Source organism: Paenarthrobacter sp. TA1.8, from assembly GCF_048595705.1.
Classification (GTDB): Bacteria; Actinomycetota; Actinomycetes; order Actinomycetales; family Micrococcaceae; genus Arthrobacter; species Arthrobacter nitroguajacolicus.
Genome location: NZ_CP184287.1, coordinates 4,864,180 through 4,881,128, shown reverse-complemented (window position 1 = coordinate 4,881,128; position 16,949 = coordinate 4,864,180). Strand labels below are relative to the sequence as shown.

Here is a 16,949-nt window from a genome sequence, read left to right as displayed (position 1 = left end):
CGTTAGTTGGCGGCGGTGAAGCGGCCGCGGCGGTGCGCCGGGCTCTCGATCTCGTCCAGCATGGCTACTGCGTAGTCCTGCGTGGAGATGCTGTTGCCGGCCGGTGAATCCTTGGCAACCGTGTATTCACCGGTGCGCTCACCCGGCTGGATGACGGGAGCGGGAGCCAAGACGGTCCAGTCGATGGTCTCCGGGGTCTGCTTCACGGCTTCGAAGGCCTTGGCTGCGGTGGTGGCCTCTGCCTTGTAGGCCTCGGGGAAGTCGGGGGAATCGAGCAGGCGCACGCCGTCGATCTCCAAGGTGCCGGCACCGCCGACAATCATGAGGCGGGTTCCCTCGGCATTGCTGTAGGCGGAAGCCATCGCGTCGAGCCACTCGCCGTGGTCGCCGCCGGTGCGGCTGGGGCCCGTAGCCAGCACAACGACGTCGTGATCCTTGGCGATGGAGCCGAAGGCCTGGGCGTCAGCCAGATCAGCTGCCTGGGCAGTGGCACCGGGAACCTCTGCGCCCTTGCGGGAGATGGCTGTGACCTCATGGCCGCGGGTGAGGGATTCGTTGACGATCTGGCTGCCGACCATACCGGTTGCACCGTAGACTGCGATTTTCATAGCTCTCCTTGAGGTTGGTATCCTTGCAATAACCCCAACGGTATCCAGCGGATACTGATAGCTTCAAAGGAACTGAGTTACCTTTTGGATACTAAAGACCTCCCCGCAAATATCCTCGACCCCAACTGTCCTTCGCGGGTGGTCTTCCAACGCATCGGCGATAAATGGGCTTCGTTGGTGATTCAAGTGCTCGGTGACGGGCCGGTCCGCTTTTCGGAACTGCGCAAAATGGTGAACGTAGTTACTCCCAAGGTCCTGACGCAAACCCTGCGCGCCCTGGAACGCGACGGCCTGATTACCCGTACCGTCTACGCTCAGGTACCGCCACGGGTGGAGTATGAGCTGACAGCTTTAGGCGAGTCCCTGCTGCAGCCGCTCACCATGTTGCGCCACTGGGCGGAGAGCCATGTGCCCAGCATTCTCGAAGCCCGTGACGCCTACGACGAAGCGCAGGACGAGGCCCTCCTCGGCTCCCCCAACTGAGTCGCAGCAGAGCGCGTTTTGAGCCGTCAAAACGCGCTCTGCTGCGACCTACTTGGGCTGCGCGGACGGGACCAGCGCACGGCTGATTCGTCCATCACGCATCGTGGTCACGGCGTCGGTGAGAGGCAGGAACTCTGTGTCGTGAGTGACCATGACGGTGGCTGTCTGGAATTCATCCGTGACCTGCCGGAGTAGCCGGACGATCGATTCGCTGCGTTCGTGGTCCAGCGCGGCCGTTGGTTCATCGACGAGAAGAACCGTTGGGCTTCCCATGAGGGCCCTCGCAATGTTCACCCTTTGACGTTGGCCCCCGGACAGCTGGTGTGGCCTCTTGTGTGCCACCCCGGACAGCCCGACGACGTTCAGTAGTTCCGCCGCCTTCTCGCGTTCGTCGCGTACGGGCTTTCCCCGCAGATGTTCGCGGATCAGCAACTGCTCGACGGCGGTCAGTGAGGGCAGCAAGTTGGCCTGCTGGAAGATGATGCCCACCTTGTCCCGGCGAAGGGCTGTGCGTTCGGCCTCCGAAAGGGCCGACACATCCTGTCCGTCGATGATGACCAGCCCGGCCGTAGGTTTGACGAGAGTCGCGGCGACGGCCAGCAAGGAGGATTTTCCGGATCCGGAAGGACCCACGAGGGAGAGGAATTCACCCCTGCGGACGCTGAGGTTGACGGCGTCCAACGCCTTGAGGGTGGAACTGCCGTCAGGGTATTCGAGGGAGACGTTGTTCAGGTTCAGTGCCCGAGTCATGATGCATGCCTTTCTGGGAATGTATTAGTTGCCGCCGAGGGCCAGCAGTGGATCGACCTTGGTGACGTTTCTGACGGCCATGACAGCCCCTGCCAAACCCAGGAGGACGATCCCTGCGATGGGAACCAGCGTGGTCATAGGCGTGATGAGGAAGGGTGCCGCTTGAACCGCGAAGAATCCGCCTGCCACGCCAATCAGTCCGCCCACGCCGGCGCCGATCAGCAGGACCAGGGCGGCTTGGGCAAGGGCATCCCGCAGCACGTAGCCGGATGAAGCTCCCATCGCTTTGAGTACGGCTATGTCTCGTGTGCGTTGCACGGTCCACACGGTCAGGAAGGCCACGATCACCAAGGCTGAGATCCCGTAGAGGAATGCCTGCATGAGCATTAGTGACCCGTTTTCACTCTTGTAGGAGGCCAAAGCTTGGAAGGAGCCCACGGGATCCGAGCTGACGGTGCCAGCCGCGGCGTTGGCGGCGTCGAGGTCCACGGAAGATCCGGCGTCGTAAGTTGCGGTGATAACAGTCGCTGTCCCGGGGGCCGCGTGGGCGATGGTCCGCCACGTGTCGAGCGTCGTCCAGACCACTCCGGTGTGGGAGTACCACTGGTCCTCCACAACCTCGGCCACGGTAAGGTCTGTCCCGCCCACCCGGAGCCGGCCGCCGGCCTCCAGCGAGAGCTCCTTTGCCAGTGTTTCGCCAATCACCACCGTCCCGTCCTCCACAGCTGCCGGAGCCCCTGCCCCACCGAAGACGGCGGTGTTCGCTGTACCGCTCGGTGCGCCACCGTCCCCTAGCGACAGCACACGGCTTTGGCTGATTCCGAGTGCCTGCGCCGAAGTAACGCCGGGCTGGTCCCTCCACGTTTCCAGCTGAGCGGAGGAAACTTCCGATTCTGTGAAGGACGCCTTTGGCTCCCCGCCGGTAGGTGCGCCGAAAACGATCTGCTGAACGGGCAGGGCCCCAATGGCCGACGTCGACTGGTTGCCCAAGCCCGCCGTAAGCCCGGAAAGCATGACGAGCAACAAGGTGATCAGGGCGACGACGCTGGCCATGAGCGCAAAACGGCCCTTGGCGAAACGAATGTCGCGGATTGCAAGAAACATCGGATTCCTTCGATTCATTGCGGGGTTGGTCCCGTCCATATCAACTCTTCCGGCGATGCGTGGAAGGGACATCGGGAGCCGGATGGATTGGCTGGCATCGTGGGGTTGAGCTGACGATCAACCGAATGGTTGATTCCGGCTTCAGGGGACGGAAACGCGGGTTCTCCGAGGAATGTCGGGGATACGCTGGGATGCATGCAGTCTCCCGCTGGCGCCGCCACAATACTCCGCGTGCTGCGTGTGAGCCTGCATGTCGGTTTCGCGGTTCTGTTACTTGTGGCCGTTGTCCGTTTGGTGACGGGAATGGGAACCAGCGGCGCACCGTCGGCTCTGGCTGTGGCCGCTGGACTGGGGCTTTCGGCCCTGCTGGCGCTGGTGTACCTCAGTGGCACGCTTCTGGAAAAGCGTCATGCAAGCGACGCGACGCGCTTCAAACCCACGCCTTACGCACGCTGGTGGCTGGGCGCGGTGATGCTTGTGTGGCTGCTGCTCCTCCTGGTCAGCAGCGACTTCGCATGGGTGGCCTTCCCTCTGTTCTTCCTGCAACTGCACCTGCTCCCCCGGCGTTTGGCACTCCCTGCGATTGGTCTGAGCACTGCCCTTCTGGTGGGCACGCTGTGGTTCCACAGCCGGGGAGCATCCGACGGCGGCCTGCAGCTTGCGATGATACTGGGACCGGTGTTCGGGGCCGTGTTCGCGGTGGTCACGGGGCTGGCGTACCGGGCCCTCTTTCTCGAAGCCGAAAACCAGCGCACTGTTGCTGACGAACTCCGCAGAACACGAGCGGAACTTGCCCGAACCCAGCACGACGCCGGAATGCTGGCTGAACGTGAAAGGCTCGCCCGGGAAATCCACGACACCCTGGCCCAGGGTTTCTCCAGCATCGTCTTAATGGGAAGATCCGCAGAGAGAGCCTTGGACGATGGCGACGCCACTGCTGCCAAGGAGCGGTTGCGGACGGTACAGGACACGGCGTCGGCCAATTTGGCTGAAGCGCGCAGCTTTGTTCGCGGCCTGCGTTCGCCGGACCTTGAGGAGTCCGGACTCGTCGACACCCTCCGCCGACTTTGTGGGAAAACGGAAACGGAGGCCGCTGCGCGGGGTTCCGCGCTGCGCTGCCGCTTCGAGCTGGTGGGTACGCCTGTGGAACTGCCGAACACGTACCAGACCACCCTGCTCCGGGCCGCCCAGGCTTCCCTCGCGAACGTATGGGCTCACGCCCGCGCGCGGGCCGCCGTCGTGACCCTATCCTTCCTTGGCGATGAGGTGACCTTGGACGTTTTCGACGACGGCGTTGGTTTCGAACCGTCGACGGCGGTGGGTCCAGCGCGTGGCGATGGGACCGGCGTCGGGCTTCAGAGTTTGCGGGAACGGCTGGCCGCGCTGGACGGCCGCTTGGAAATCGAGTCGGCACCCGGTGAAGGAACAGTGGTTGCGATTCGCGTGCCGCTGCCGGCGGATGAAGGTGCTGCGTGAGTGATATCCGTGTCTTGCTAGTGGATGACCACCCGGTGGTTCGGGCGGGGCTGCGGGCCATGCTCGCCGACTTTCCGGGTGTCACGGTGGTGGCCGAAGCGGCGGATGGTGAGGCCGCCCTGGTGGAACTAAGCAAGCTGCACACCCTTGGCGAGCCCGTAGACCTGGTGCTCATGGACCTGCAAATGGGCAGCGGCATGGACGGTGTGACAGCCACGGAAAAAATCAAGGCCGGCGAGGCTGGGACTCCCCCGCCGCCTGTGCTGATTCTGACGACTTACGACACCGACGCCGACATCCTCGCCGCGGTGGAGGCCGGTGCCAGCGGCTACATGTTGAAGGACGCCCCGCCGGATCAAATTAGACAAGCCGTTTTGTCCGCTGCTGCCGGGCAAACCGCGCTGGCACCCGAAGTTGCGGCGCGACTCATGGGCCGCATCCGGAATCCTTCGCCGGCCCTGAGTGCCCGGGAAGTCCAGCTGTTGGAGCTCTTGGCGACGGGCATGAGCAACCGTGCCATGGCCAAGCAGCTCTTCATTTCCGAGGCCACGGTGAAGACGCACTTGGTGCACATCTACTCGAAGCTTGGCGTCGACAACCGAACCGCGGCCATTGCCGTAGCGACGCAGCGCAGGGTCATCCGCGGGCGCTAACTCCCAACTAAGTAGCAGTTAATGCCGTTTTGAGCGCTCAAAACGGCATTAACTGCTACTTAGTTGGGGAAGGGGTGCCGGGTTTACGTGAGCTCCTTGGCCTGGGCTTCGTCCGTCTGCTGGCCGGGACAAGAAACTGTCAGGGGAACGGGGCATAATGTCGCAAATGGGGAAATTGAAAAAACACAGCCTTGTACTTGGTCTCGTATCGCTGGTCACGGCTGGTTCATTGACCGCCTGCGATGACGGCCGCGCCGGTGCGGAAGGAGCAGCCAAGCAGCTCGCGTCCTCGCTGGCAGCGCTCGACGTCGGCCAACTGGCCGTTGAGGGCAAGGATGCTGCCGCGGCCAACGATCAACTCAAAGCCGTGTTCGAGGGACTCGACGCCAAGCCGGCGGTCGCATCCGGCGACGTAAAACTCGACGGCGACACCGCAACTTTTCCCCTTAACTACACCTGGAACATCGGCTCGGCCAAGTGGGAGTACAGTTCCGAGGCCACGCTGAAGAAGTCCGGCGACAAGTGGGCTGTCCAATGGACCCCGGCACTTCTGGCTCCTGAACTCTCCGAGGGTGAAACCCTGTCGGTCAAAACAGTTCCCGCCCAACGTGGTCAGATCCTCGGCGCCGGGGATGCTGCGATCGTTGAGGACCGTCCGGTCTTCCGTGTGGGCATCGACAAAACCAGGGTTCCGGCAGAGCAGGCCGACGCTTCTGCCCGTGCCATGGCGACGCTGCTCGGACTCGATGCTGAAGAATACGCCAAGCAGGTTGCCGCCTCAGGTCCGCAGGCTTTCGTCGAGGGCATCGTGCTGCGTGCCTACACGGCGGAGATCACTGAGGCGAAAATCGAGGCCATTCCGGGCGGTTCGAGCATCCTGGACTCCATGGCTTTGGCTCCCACCCGGACCTTTGCCCGCGCCTTGTTGGGCAGCGTTGGCCAAGCCAGTGCCGAACAGATTGAAAACTCCAACGGTGCGCTGCGTGCCGGGGACACCACGGGCACCGGCGGCCTGCAGCAGAAGTACGACTCCTTACTGCGAGGTAAAGACGGCGTGGAAGTTCTCGCCACGCCCGAGGTGAAGTCAGAAGGCGAGACGCTCGGCACAAAGGTGTTCTTCTCGTCGCTCCCGTCCCCCGGCACTACGCTCAAAACCACCCTTGACCTGAAACTCCAGCAGTTGGCCGAAGAGACGTTGGCTGGTGTTGGACCAGCGTCGGCCATTGTTGCCCTCAAGCCGTCCACCGGAGCTGTCCTTGCTGCCGCGTCCGGACCCGGCAGCAACGGGTACAACACGGCTCTGCTTGGTCAGTATGCGCCCGGGTCCACGTTCAAGATCGTCGATTCACTGGCGATGTTCCGCAACGGCGCCACACCGGACTCGAAGGTTGAATGCCCCTCAACGCTGACTGTGGACGGCCGCACGTTCAAAAATGCCGAAGGCTACCCCGAAAGCTCCCTTGGCTCGGTGCCCCTGCGTGACGCGTTCGCACACTCCTGCAACACTGCCTTCATCAACGCCCGTGATGCTGTCAGCCAGGACCAGCTCGAATCCGCAGCCCAGGCCCTCGGCGTAGCGGTTGAAGCTCCCAAGCTTGGCGCTGACGCGTTCCTGGGTTCGGTTCCTGGCGCTGCCGAGGGTACCGAGCACGCCGCTTCCATGATTGGCCAGGGCAAGGTGCTCTTTTCTCCGCTCTCGGCCGCGGTCATGGCTGCTTCCGTCGCCAACGGCGCTCCCGTTTCTCCGCAACTCGTGTTGAACGCCGATGGCGCCCAGAACGCTGACGCTGCCCAGAACTCCAGCGCCGGTGCCGCGCCCACCGAAAGTGGCGGCGCGTCGCCGTCGTTCGCTTCAGCAAGCGCCGCTCCCGTGTCACCGGCGTCCACCAAACCGATCACCAAGGAAGAAGCCGCTGCGCTCTCAGACATGATGCGGGCGGTGGTGACCTCCGGGCACGCTGGATTCCTCGCGGAAGTCCCCGGGACGCCGGTAGGGGCAAAGACCGGTACCGCGGAATTCGGGAATGACAACCCGCCCAAGACGCATGCCTGGATCGTCGCAACGCACGGGGACCTGGCAGTTGCCGTGTTTGTGGAAGAAGGCGGCCTCGGTGCCACCACCAGCGGACCCCTGCTGAAGTCCTTCCTTACCGCGGCTGGCTGACACCGCTTGGGTGCGGAGCCAGCCGCACCTTCCAGAGCAAGAGAACTGTTCGCGGGATGGGCCAGAGAAGGGCCAAAGCCAGGACCGGCACCAGGAAAAGTCCGACGTCGGGAAACTGGCGGACGATGACGGTGAGGTTCGTGTCAAACCTGGCGGGTGCATAAACGAAGCACAACCATAGTGCGAACGCGTCCAAGACAAGCGCGCTGAAAACCAAGGTGAGTGGCTTCCACTTTGGGGGTGATGTGCGGCTCCTGAGCAGGATGGAAAGTGCCAGCCACAAACTGAGCAACTCTGCGAGCAGCAATGCCAGTGCGACGACCCAGCTGTAGCGCTGCAGCCAGTCCTCCTGCACAACTGTTGGTGCAGGGGGCTGACCGTGGAGGATCCGCAGGACATTGCTATCCACGGCCTTCAATTTTGAGGGTGCGGAGGTGTCATTGGCGTTGATAACCAACGCGACACCAATTCCGGAAGCGGGAATCATCGCCAGATACGTGTGCGAGTTGCCCCACTCGCCCTGATGTTCCAGCAGCAGCGGCAATTCTCCGTCAAGTGGTTGCCTGGAATCATCCGCGGACTCCACAAGTGGACGGGTGAACCACCCCATGCCGTACCCCTTGGAGCCGTCCACCTGTACGCGGGGCTCGAACATCGCGTTCACGCTGTGCGGCTGGAGGACGCGGGCTTCGCCGTACCGCCCCTGCCCCAGCAGTGCCGTTAACTCGTGACCCAAGTCCTCGGCGGAGGAATACATGGTGGTGGACGGCATGCCTGTGGCTGGCGCAGGTGCATCCGTCTGACCCCAGAACGAGCCAAACCATAACGAATACCCGGCAGCCACATTGTTAGCACGGGCAGCCGCCTGCGTCGGGTGGCTGTGGATCATGTCCAAGGGTTCGAAGACGTGCTGCCTCACGTAATCGCCGAAAGGCTGGCCTGAGACTGTTTGAACCAGGAGGCCCAGAATGTTGTAGTTTGCGTTGGCATACCCAAAGGCTTCGCCAGGTGACCTGGCCAGAGGGGCGCCTGACAGTGCACGGACACCTTCTTCCAGGGCTTCGGGACCTTGGGTGTCGCTGCCTTCAAACGCCGTACCTGCTGAAGCCATTCCGCTGGTTTGGTGCAGCAGATGGCTTACTGTGATCGCGGACGCGCGGCTATCCTTCAATGCAAACCACGGCAGGTACGTCTGGACAGGCTCATCCAACTCCAGCCTGCCCGCCTCAACCTGCTGCATCACGGCAATTGCTGTGAGTGACTTGGTGGTGGACGCCAGGAGCACCGGCGTCTGAGCGGTCATGGGCCTTCCCGAGTTGTCGGCGTGGCCAAACGCAACTGAATGCACCTGGACGCCGTGCTGGACAACCACGACGGCGGCACCGGGAACCCCGAGCGTCTTAAGCTGGTCCTGGAGGAAGGTGTCCAAGGCCTCGTAGGCCGATCCGGTGATCTCCGCATTCTCTGCCGGGATGGCGGCGTTACCGGCTGCCGGCGGGCCAAGGCCTCCCACCATAATGGCGGCCAGCAAACAAGCGAGAAGGCTTCGCGGTGACCGGGAACCAATTTGCATGCCATCACCTGCCTTGGGCTGACTGTCCCTTCACGGTTGCTCTTCACGGCAGAGGGGGACAGAAGGAAAACCATGCACCGCCAGCGGGGCGTTAGTCAGCCCGGGCACCCAAGCTGGCTGCCGCCGTCGAGCGCTATTACGCCGCCGTGGGAGGATTGAAACGTGGCCCATATTGACGTTTCCGGCATCGACTACTTCCTCTCCGACGGCACCCAGCTGCTCAACGGGGTGACTTTCAAGGTCCCCGATGGCACCAAGACGGCGCTCATCGGACCAAATGGAACGGGCAAGACCACCCTGTTCAAGATCATTTCCGGCGATCTCACCCCTGACGAAGGTGTGGTGGGCCGTTCTGGAAACATGGGCATCATGCGCCAGTTCGTTGGGCAGGTCCGTGATGAATCGACCGTCCGGGACCTCCTGGTTTCCACGGCACAGGCCGGCCTCGCCGCTGCTGCGAAGGCCGTGGAGGACGCCGAACTGGCCATGATGGAGCACGATGACGAGCCCACGCAGATGAAGTACGCGCAGGCGATCGTGGACTGGGGAGACGCCGGCGGGTACGACGTCGAGACCGTCTGGGACGAAGTGTGCATGGCAGCACTCGGAATTTCCTTCGATAAGGCGCAATTCCGCCGCGCCTCCACGTTGTCCGGTGGTGAGCAGAAGCGCTTGGTGCTCGAAGCCCTGTTTGCGGGTCCGGATGAGCTCCTGCTCCTGGACGAGCCGGACAACTACCTGGACGTCCCTGGCAAGCGTTGGCTGGAGGGGAAACTCAACGAGTCCAAGAAGACTGTGCTGTTCATCAGTCACGACCGTGAGCTGCTTAACAACGCCGCCGGCCGCATCGTCACGCTCGAACCCGGCATCAACGGTGCCGGGGCGTGGATTCATGGCGGTGGCTTCGGATCCTACGTTGAGGCACGCGCTGACCGTAACGCCCGGTTCGAGGAACTCCGCAAGCGCTGGGACGAGGAGCACATCAAGCTCAAGGAACTCGTCAATATGTACAAGAACAAGGCCGCGTTCCGCTCCGACATGGCTAACAGGTACCAGGCAGCGCAGACCCGCCTCGCCAAGTTCCTGGAAGCCGGCCCGCCCGAGGCATTGCCGATCGAGCAGAACGTCAAAATGCGCCTCAAAGGTGGTCGAACGGCCAAGCGAGCTGTGGTGGCCGAGAAGCTCGAACTGACCGGGCTCATGAAGCCGTTCTCCACCGAGATCTGGTTTGGCGATCGCGTTGGTGTGCTCGGTTCCAACGGTTCCGGCAAGAGCCATTTCCTGCGCCTCCTCGCCACCGGCGGCACAGACCCCGAGCGCGAGCACCTCCCGGTGTCCGACGTCGTGATCGCTGAAGTGCCCCACGAGGGCACTGTGAAGCTGGGAGCCCGCATCCGGCCCGGCTTCTTTGCCCAGACACACGTCCGCCCTGATCTGTTGGGCAGGACCTTGTTGGAGATCCTGCACCGTGGAGACGAACACCGCTCCGGCCTTCCCCGCGAGGCTGCGGCTGGCGCCCTGGATTCGTACGGCCTGGCCGGTCAGTCCGAGCAGAAGTACGAGTCCTTGTCCGGTGGCCAGCAAGCTCGTTTCCAAATCCTGCTCCTGCAACTCTCCGGCGCAACCCTGCTGCTGCTCGACGAGCCCACGGACAACCTGGACCTGCACTCGGGCGAGGCTCTGGAGCGGGCCATCGATGCTTTCGAAGGGACCGTCCTGGCAGTCACGCACGACCGCTGGTTCGCCAAGTCCTTCGACCGCTTCATGATCTTCGGCTCGGATGGCAAGGTCTACGAGTCCGAGGAACCTGTGTGGGACGAGAAGAGGGTGGAGCGCGCCCGCTAACCCTTCACGCTCTCTCACATTCCAGCGGTATTCCGCGAACGCTCTTGCACCTGCTGCGAGAGCGTTTCGCTTTAGGCCATGGGATGTGCGAGAGCGTCGGTGCGCAAATGATCACACCGGATGATTAATTGAGCAAACATTGCTACGGTTGAAGCATGGGAACCGCTGACCGCCACCGACTCATTGGCGAGTTGTTGCGCACCCGCGAAGAAGCCACGGTGGATGAACTCGTCCAAGCGACGGGAGCCTCCGGGGCCACCATCCGCCGCGACCTCGAGAGCCTCGCTGCCAACGGTGTGCTGAAGCGGGTCCACGGGGGCGCCCGCAGCCTGGTGGCCCGAGGCGACAACCCCGGCTACGGGCAACGCGAGTTGGAAGACCACGACGCCAAAATGCGGATCGCAGCAGCCGTGGACGCGCTCCTCAAAGACCGCGAACACGTGTGGCTGGACAGTGGATCCACTGCCACGGAGATCGCACGCAGGCTCAGCAGGCGCGAAGTCACCGTGATGCCCATGTCCTTGCACGGCGTGGAGGCACTGACGCGTACCAAGGATGGCCGCACACCCGAGCTCATCCTCCCAGGTGGCGGCCTCATCCCGGGTGAGCAATCCTTCCGGGGACCGATGACGCAAGCCAACATCCGCTCGCTAAGGTTCGACACCGCCGTCGTAACTCCCTGTGCCCTCAATCTGAAAGACGGCCTGCTGGCCCACGACCTCGAGGACGCGGCAGTCAAGCGCGCCGGTCTGGAATCGGCAAGCCGGGTGATAGTGGCGGCTTCAGGAAGCAAATGGAATGCCAACGCGCTAGCACTCGTTGCAGCCATGGACACCGTGGCCGTCATCGTGACAGATCAGGAACCACCCCCCGAAGATCTTGCCCGGCTCAACAAACTCTCCGTGGAAGTTGTGATTGCATGACCACCAACACCAGAAGCACCACCAACGTCAACGCCGCTGCGGTGGCGACGTTCCTGATCTTCGGCATGAACGGTTTGGTCTTCGCCAGCTGGGCTGCCCGCATCCCCGCCGTGACCGAGGCACTCAGCCTGACGTCCGGCCAGATGGGCACTCTGTTGCTCTGCACCGCCGTCGGGTCCTTGCTGGCGCTTCCATCAGCCGGATGGGTGGTGGGCAGGATCGGTACAGCCAATACGGTCCGGGTGGCCGGCATCGTGGCTGGGGCTGCCGGCGCGGCAATCGCCTTCTCACTGATGGCCGCGTCCGTTCCGGGCACAGCCGTTGCCCTGTTCTTCTTCGGCATCGGTATCGGCCTGTGGGACGTGGCGCAGAACATTGAAGGCGCCGACGTCGAGCACCGGCTCAAGCGCACCATCATGCCGCAGTTCCATGCTGCCTTCAGCGGTGGCGCGTTCCTGGGCGCACTGATCGGTGCCGGCCTCTCCCAACTGGGTGTCGGCTTGCCGGAGCACTTGTTGGTCATTGCGGCCATCGCCGTTGCCTTGGCGCTGACGGTCCCCAAATACTTCCTGCCGCACGCGGTTGAAGAAATTCACGACGGCGGCGTGGCCGCTGAGAAGGGCCCCACGGCTTGGCGGGACGGCAGGACGCTGCTCATCGGCGTCGTGGTCCTCGGCGCCACCCTCACCGAAGGGGCGGGCAACGACTGGATCGCGAAGGCTGCAGTGGACGGGCTTGGCGCCTCGGAATCCACAGGCGCATTGCTGTTCGCGCTCTTTGTTCTTGCCATGACCATCATGCGGTTCTTCGGCGGCAAGGCGATCGACAAGTTTGGAAGAGTGAACGTCCTCCGGGCCAGCATGGCCGCGGCCGCCGTTGGCCTTGCATTGTTCGTCTTCGCCGGCAATGTAATCCTGGCAGGCGTTGGTGCGGCCCTCTGGGGCATCGGCGCGGCGTTGGCTTTCCCTATGGGAATGTCGGCCGCAGCGGATGATCCGAAGCACGCAGCTGCACGCGTTTCAGTGGTTTCCACCATCGGCTACGTAGCGTTCCTGGCTGGCCCGCCACTGCTGGGCTACTTGGGCGACCACACTGGAATCCACTTGGCCTTGCTGGCCATCGGAGCGCCTATTTTGCTTGCCCTGCTGCTTGCCGGCGTTGCGAAGCCCTTGCCGCCCAAATAGTCTGTCCGTCCGCTTGGGCATTCTCCTTGATGCATATATCGCGGAAACGCCACCACATCAGCAGGACAATGCCGGCGGCGAGGCATGCACCACCCAGTACGTCGCTTAGCCAATGGGCCGAAAGGTAGGTGCGGCTGATCATCATGGCGATAACACCAATGACTGCCATCAGTGCCATCCACCAACGTCCCATCAGTATGGAAAGCACCAGCAGGAAGGCAGTTGTCGCAGAGACATGCCCCGAGGGGTATGAACCTGTATCAGATAAAACCCTGGCGCCCTCCGGCCTATCTCTACCCACCACGGCTTTGGCAAGCTGCGTCAGCGCCAGCACGACGATGCCGCTCAACGCGGCGAAGACCGCCGCCATGGGTCGCTGCCATATGACGAGCGACATCGCGAGCACCACATGGAAGACGAGCATCCCCGCGTAGCCGGCCCAGTTGAGGACGACGTTGACTCCATCCCAGAAGGGTGAGTGCAGGCTGAAGGCGTAGGCCTGCCAGATGGTGTCCACGCCGTTGAATGCCGGCTCCCCTTGCCCTGCCATAAGCAGCACCCCGGGAACTGCGAACGCACAGAGCAGGAGCACTCCGGGGGTGACCAACTGCCAGCTGGGAGGTTGACGCGGATGGAGTACACGAATCATCCATTCATCGTAGCGACGGCAGCTTGGCGACACCGGCAGGCGTTAGTGTGATGGGATGCGAGGCTTCTTGGGCAAAGGCCCCAAACGGGTTGCGAGATTCGATCATTTCCTGGTCCGGGCTGTGTCCCGGCAACCCCAGGGTGATCACGACGTGTTCTTTCGCGAACTCTCGGCCGCGGCCACCAAAGGCAAACTTTGGTTCGGTATTGCAGGGATCATGGCTACTTTCCCCGGTAAGCCCCGGAGGGCAGCCCTGCACGGCCTCCTTGCCTTGGGTGTTGCCTCCGGGGTTACGAATCTGGTCTTCAAAACGGCGCTGCCCCGGACCCGACCGCTGCCCGAGCATTTGCCCATCTTTCGTTTCGTGCACCCCCAGCCGATCAGTTCTTCCATGCCGTCCGGTCATTCCGCGTCGGCGGTTGCCTTTGCAGTAGGCGCCGGTATTGTTTCCCCGACGCTGGGCGCCTTGTTGGCTCCCATCGCTGCGGGCGTCGCCTACTCGCGCGTGCACACGGGTGCCCATTGGCCCTCCGATGTGGTGTTCGGTTCCGCCCTGGGGGCGGGAGCGGCCTTACTGACCCGCAAGTGGTGGCCAGCGCGACCGCCCGAACCGACTCCCCGGCGGACTCCTGCGGAGGCACCGGCAATTTCCGACGGCGAAGGGCTGAGTATCGCTGTCAACGTCCTAGGTGGTTCTTACTCCCCCGAGACTGCGGAATTGTTGAAAGTTATATTCCCTAAGGCTTATATACGGGAAATTGCTGAGGGTGAGGATGTCGCGGCCGAGATCGATGCGGCGGCAACCCGGTCAGGCACCGTTGCGCTCGGTGTCTGGGGCGGTGACGGAACGGTTGGCACTGCCGCGGCTGCCGCCGTCGAACATTCACTGCCCCTCCTGGTGCTTCCGGGCGGAACCCTCAACCACTTCGCCCGCGACCTCGGCACCAGCTCGATTGACGATGCGATCGATGCTGTGACTAAAGGACATGCAGCGTCCGTCGACCTGGGACACGTGGTGGTGCAGCGGGGCCTCCCCGAGACGCCGGAGACCACGAATCTTGCCATGCTGAACACTGCCAGCGTCGGCGTGTATCCCAACTTGGCGAGGCGGCGGGAGCGGCTCCAGCCGGCCATGGGCAAACCGCTGGCCGGCTTGGTGGCGTCACTGCGTACGTTCGGCGTGAACTCCCCCACCACCCTCCTGGTGGATGGGGTGAAACACAAGCTGTGGATCCTCTACATGGGCAGGGGCCGGTTCTATCCCAGCGATCACGCGCCCCTTCGCAGGCCGGTGTTGGACGACGGTGTTTTCGATCTGCGCATGATCACAGCCGATGAGCCGTTCGCCCGGGCGCGACTGCTGTGGGCGGTAGTGACCGGCACCGTTGCCGCCTCCAAAGTCACCCACTTGACCGAGGCCACCACCATCACGGTGGAGGCTATTGGGCAACCATTGGTCCTGGCGGTTGACGGGGAGCCGAAGCCGGGAGTCCGAAGTGCCACGTTCACTGTGAAACCGCGCGAGCTCACCGTGTACTCGCCGCTACCTGTGGACTGAGTTGGCCTCCCGGATTGACCGCACCGGGTCATCCGCGAGGACTACCCTGACTGAACCCTGAATCATCCCTGAGACAGGCGATTTACCGCCCCTCCGTGAGTAGCGTTGTAGGTACATTCAAAACTCACTTGCACACACATGTGCTCCGAGGAGGGAACGCTTCCATGATCGAAGCAAAAGGCCTGACCAAGGTCTACGGCGAGAAGACCGCCGTTGGCGGCGTCAATTTCACTGTCCAAGCCGGACGGGTGACGGGCTTCCTGGGCCCGAACGGTGCCGGCAAGTCAACCACAATGCGCATGATCATGGGACTGGACGCTCCTACGTCGGGTTCTGTAACCGTGAACGGTGAGCCCTTCGCCCAGCACAAGGCGCCGCTGCGCGAGATTGGTGCCCTTCTGGACGCCAAGGCTGTCCATACGAGCCGCACTGCCTACAACCACCTTCTTGCAATGGCGGCGACGCACAGCATCCCCAAGAGCCGGGTTCGTGAAGTCATCGAGATGACCGGCCTGGGTGACGTTGCCAAGAAGAAGGTCAAGGGATTCTCGCTCGGTATGGGTCAGCGCCTCGGCATAGCCGCCGCGCTGCTGGGCGATCCACAGACCATCATCCTGGACGAGCCGGTCAACGGCCTCGACCCTGAAGGCGTGGTTTGGGTTCGCAACCTCGTCAAGTACCTGGCCTCCGAAGGACGCACAGTTTTCCTGTCCAGCCACCTCATGAGTGAGATGGCGCTGACGGCAGACCACCTGATTGTGATCGGTCGAGGCAGGATCATTGCCGACGCACCCATCGCCGAAATCATCACCGGCAAGGGCCAGGCACGCACCCGGGTCCGCACTGATCAGCCGGAACGCCTCATGCAGCTCCTTGCCGGAACCGGTGTCTCCGTGGAGGTCCACGAACGCGAACTGCTGGAGGTTTCAGGGCTGGATCCCCGAGGCATCGCACGCACCGCCCTGGAGAACCAGGTCATGGTCTACGAGCTGACCCCGCTCCAGGCGAGCCTTGAAGAGGCTTACATGGAACTCACCAAGGACGAGGTCGAATACCACTCGCACATCACCACCGGGGCCTCGGTTCCCGCTCAGGTCGGAGGGAAATAAACATGAGCACCACTACCTTGGACCGCAAGTCCATCCGTAACTCCGTCGGTCCCGGACCGGCGTTCCACCGTGTACTCAACTCGGAATTCATCAAGTTCCGCACCTTGATGTCCACTCTGATCCTCCTGGCCTCCACGGCACTGGTCATGGTGGGCTTCGCAGCTCTCTCGGCCTGGGGAACAGGACAGTTTGCGGAGCAGGCCGCCGCCGATCCCGAAGTGGCAGCCGCCATGGCTGCCCAAGGCGGGGACCTGGCAGTCAGCATCCCCACGTCAGGTATTTCGTTCGCCCAGCTCATCCTCGGTTCCTTGGGCGTCCTGCTCATGAGCTCCGAGTTCACCACCGGCATGGCACGCTCAACGTTTGCCGCCGTTCCCAAGCGGCTCACGCCATTCCTGGCCAAGCTGATTGTGGTCATGGTCAGCGCCTTCCTGCTGACAGCGGTGTCCATTTACATCGCCGGCCTGGTGTCGCTACCAATCGTTGATACCTACGACCTCAAGCTGGATCTCGGCAGTTCGCAATCCATCAAGCTCCTCCTGGTCAACAGCCTCTACGTTGCAGCTGTGGCGGCCATTGGCATGGCCCTGGGAACAATCGTCCGTAACTCGGCCGGTGGCATCATGAGCCTGGTGGGACTCCTGTTCGTTGCACCCATAGCTTTCCAGCTCATCCCCGGCGACTTCTTCAAGGAAGCCAACAAGTACCTGCCCACCAGCACCATCACTCCGATGACCGCCGTCGAGCACGTCCCGGACACGCTGGAAGCGTGGCAGGCTGCGCTGGTTCTTGGTGCTTGGGTGGTTGTGCCGGTAGCACTGGCCATGGTTCTGCTCAAGAAGCGGGACGTCTAGGACGGGGTTGCCGTCT

Annotated in this window: 15 protein-coding genes; 10 read left to right on the top strand and 5 right to left on the bottom strand. The window is 62.9% G+C overall.

All coding sequences use genetic code 11. The features are described 5' to 3' along the window. Nucleotides 1-2: 2 nt before the first annotated feature. The gene (locus ACNAOT_RS22835; protein ID WP_420179526.1) at nucleotides 3-608 is read right to left on the bottom strand and encodes an NAD(P)-dependent oxidoreductase; all 606 of its coding nucleotides are present in this window, start codon (nucleotides 606-608) and stop codon (nucleotides 3-5) included. 84 nt (nucleotides 609-692) lie between these two features. Here ACNAOT_RS22835 and ACNAOT_RS22830 point away from each other — a divergent pair, with 84 nt between their 5' ends. Continuing rightward, nucleotides 693-1,091 carry a winged helix-turn-helix transcriptional regulator gene (locus tag ACNAOT_RS22830; protein WP_420179525.1) on the top strand — a complete coding sequence of 133 codons (399 nt, stop codon included), beginning with the start codon at nucleotides 693-695 and terminating at the stop codon, nucleotides 1,089-1,091. Nucleotides 1,092-1,139: 48 nt separating this feature from the next. Here ACNAOT_RS22830 and ACNAOT_RS22825 read toward each other — a convergent pair whose 3' ends face one another. Further along, complete coding sequence (locus tag ACNAOT_RS22825; protein WP_420179524.1) at nucleotides 1,140-1,841, bottom strand: ABC transporter ATP-binding protein; 702 nt, start codon at nucleotides 1,839-1,841, stop codon at nucleotides 1,140-1,142. Between the two features lie 24 nt (nucleotides 1,842-1,865). Further along, nucleotides 1,866-2,945, bottom strand: coding sequence for an ABC transporter permease (locus ACNAOT_RS22820; RefSeq protein WP_420179523.1), 1,080 nt, complete (start codon nucleotides 2,943-2,945; stop codon nucleotides 1,866-1,868). Nucleotides 2,946-3,140: 195 nt separating this feature from the next. Here ACNAOT_RS22820 and ACNAOT_RS22815 point away from each other — a divergent pair, with 195 nt between their 5' ends. From ACNAOT_RS22815 to ACNAOT_RS22805, 3 genes are all read left to right on the top strand, one after another. After that, complete coding sequence (locus ACNAOT_RS22815; protein ID WP_420179522.1) at nucleotides 3,141-4,421, top strand: sensor histidine kinase; 1,281 nt, start codon at nucleotides 3,141-3,143, stop codon at nucleotides 4,419-4,421. Continuing rightward, nucleotides 4,418-5,074 (top strand): response regulator, encoded by a 657-nt coding sequence (locus ACNAOT_RS22810; protein ID WP_420179521.1) that lies wholly within the window; start codon nucleotides 4,418-4,420, stop codon nucleotides 5,072-5,074. Before ACNAOT_RS22815 ends, ACNAOT_RS22810 begins: the two co-directional genes overlap by 4 nt. Before the next feature lie 166 nt (nucleotides 5,075-5,240). Continuing rightward, nucleotides 5,241-7,238: a penicillin-binding transpeptidase domain-containing protein gene (locus ACNAOT_RS22805; protein ID WP_420179520.1), complete on the top strand. Its 1,998-nt coding sequence runs from the start codon at nucleotides 5,241-5,243 to the stop codon at nucleotides 7,236-7,238. Here ACNAOT_RS22805 and ACNAOT_RS22800 read toward each other — a convergent pair. Continuing rightward, nucleotides 7,222-8,811 carry a serine hydrolase domain-containing protein gene (locus ACNAOT_RS22800; protein ID WP_420179519.1) on the bottom strand — a complete coding sequence of 530 codons (1,590 nt, stop codon included), beginning with the start codon at nucleotides 8,809-8,811 and terminating at the stop codon, nucleotides 7,222-7,224. The two genes, ACNAOT_RS22805 and ACNAOT_RS22800, sit on opposite strands and share 17 nt — an antisense overlap. Before the next feature lie 162 nt (nucleotides 8,812-8,973). Here ACNAOT_RS22800 and ACNAOT_RS22795 point away from each other — a divergent pair, with 162 nt between their 5' ends. The 3 genes from ACNAOT_RS22795 (at nucleotide 8,974) to ACNAOT_RS22785 (ending at nucleotide 12,763) form a co-directional block, all read left to right on the top strand. Then, a complete protein-coding gene (locus tag ACNAOT_RS22795; protein WP_091464216.1) occupies nucleotides 8,974-10,656 on the top strand; it encodes an ABC-F family ATP-binding cassette domain-containing protein in 1,683 nt (560 codons plus the stop codon). Nucleotides 10,657-10,811: 155 nt separating this feature from the next. After that, nucleotides 10,812-11,579, top strand: coding sequence for a DeoR/GlpR family DNA-binding transcription regulator (locus ACNAOT_RS22790; RefSeq protein ID WP_420179518.1), 768 nt, complete (start codon nucleotides 10,812-10,814; stop codon nucleotides 11,577-11,579). Beyond that, nucleotides 11,576-12,763 (top strand): MFS transporter, encoded by a 1,188-nt coding sequence (locus ACNAOT_RS22785; protein WP_091464212.1) that lies wholly within the window; start codon nucleotides 11,576-11,578, stop codon nucleotides 12,761-12,763. The genes ACNAOT_RS22790 and ACNAOT_RS22785 overlap by 4 nt, the downstream gene beginning before the upstream one ends. Here the strand turns inward: ACNAOT_RS22785 and ACNAOT_RS22780 are convergent. Next, nucleotides 12,708-13,412 carry a phosphatase PAP2 family protein gene (locus ACNAOT_RS22780; RefSeq protein WP_420179517.1) on the bottom strand — a complete coding sequence of 235 codons (705 nt, stop codon included), beginning with the start codon at nucleotides 13,410-13,412 and terminating at the stop codon, nucleotides 12,708-12,710. The two genes, ACNAOT_RS22785 and ACNAOT_RS22780, sit on opposite strands and share 56 nt — an antisense overlap. A gap of 55 nt (nucleotides 13,413-13,467) precedes the next feature. Here ACNAOT_RS22780 and ACNAOT_RS22775 point away from each other — a divergent pair, with 55 nt between their 5' ends. From ACNAOT_RS22775 to ACNAOT_RS22765, 3 genes are all read left to right on the top strand, one after another. Beyond that, nucleotides 13,468-14,970, top strand: a complete 1,503-nt coding sequence (locus ACNAOT_RS22775) for a bifunctional phosphatase PAP2/diacylglycerol kinase family protein (RefSeq protein WP_420179516.1) — start codon at nucleotides 13,468-13,470, stop codon at nucleotides 14,968-14,970. Between the two features lie 164 nt (nucleotides 14,971-15,134). Beyond that, on the top strand, nucleotides 15,135-16,079 hold the full coding sequence (locus tag ACNAOT_RS22770) for an ABC transporter ATP-binding protein (RefSeq protein ID WP_091464204.1): 945 nt from the start codon (nucleotides 15,135-15,137) through the stop codon (nucleotides 16,077-16,079). Nucleotides 16,080-16,081: 2 nt separating this feature from the next. After that, complete coding sequence (locus ACNAOT_RS22765) at nucleotides 16,082-16,933, top strand: ABC transporter permease subunit (protein WP_091464201.1); 852 nt, start codon at nucleotides 16,082-16,084, stop codon at nucleotides 16,931-16,933. The last annotated feature ends 16 nt before the right edge of the window (nucleotides 16,934-16,949 follow it).

What these genes read in the sequence shown, in the direction of transcription:
- ACNAOT_RS22835 (WP_420179526.1), bottom strand. Translation starts at nt 608, where the DNA reads ATGAAAATCGCAGTCTACGGTGCAACCGGTATGGTCGGCAGCCAGATC.
- ACNAOT_RS22825 (WP_420179524.1), bottom strand. Translation starts at nt 1,841, where the DNA reads ATGACTCGGGCACTGAACCTGAACAACGTCTCCCTCGAATACCCTGAC.
- ACNAOT_RS22820 (WP_420179523.1), bottom strand. Translation starts at nt 2,945, where the DNA reads ATGTTTCTTGCAATCCGCGACATTCGTTTCGCCAAGGGCCGTTTTGCG.
- ACNAOT_RS22815 (WP_420179522.1), top strand. Translation starts at nt 3,141, where the DNA reads ATGCAGTCTCCCGCTGGCGCCGCCACAATACTCCGCGTGCTGCGTGTG.
- ACNAOT_RS22805 (WP_420179520.1), top strand. Translation starts at nt 5,241, where the DNA reads ATGGGGAAATTGAAAAAACACAGCCTTGTACTTGGTCTCGTATCGCTG.
- ACNAOT_RS22800 (WP_420179519.1), bottom strand. Translation starts at nt 8,811, where the DNA reads ATGCAAATTGGTTCCCGGTCACCGCGAAGCCTTCTCGCTTGTTTGCTG.
- ACNAOT_RS22790 (WP_420179518.1), top strand. Translation starts at nt 10,812, where the DNA reads ATGGGAACCGCTGACCGCCACCGACTCATTGGCGAGTTGTTGCGCACC.
- ACNAOT_RS22785 (WP_091464212.1), top strand. Translation starts at nt 11,576, where the DNA reads ATGACCACCAACACCAGAAGCACCACCAACGTCAACGCCGCTGCGGTG.
- ACNAOT_RS22780 (WP_420179517.1), bottom strand. Translation starts at nt 13,412, where the DNA reads ATGATTCGTGTACTCCATCCGCGTCAACCTCCCAGCTGGCAGTTGGTC.
- ACNAOT_RS22775 (WP_420179516.1), top strand. Translation starts at nt 13,468, where the DNA reads ATGCGAGGCTTCTTGGGCAAAGGCCCCAAACGGGTTGCGAGATTCGAT.
- ACNAOT_RS22770 (WP_091464204.1), top strand. Translation starts at nt 15,135, where the DNA reads ATGATCGAAGCAAAAGGCCTGACCAAGGTCTACGGCGAGAAGACCGCC.
- ACNAOT_RS22765 (WP_091464201.1), top strand. Translation starts at nt 16,082, where the DNA reads ATGAGCACCACTACCTTGGACCGCAAGTCCATCCGTAACTCCGTCGGT.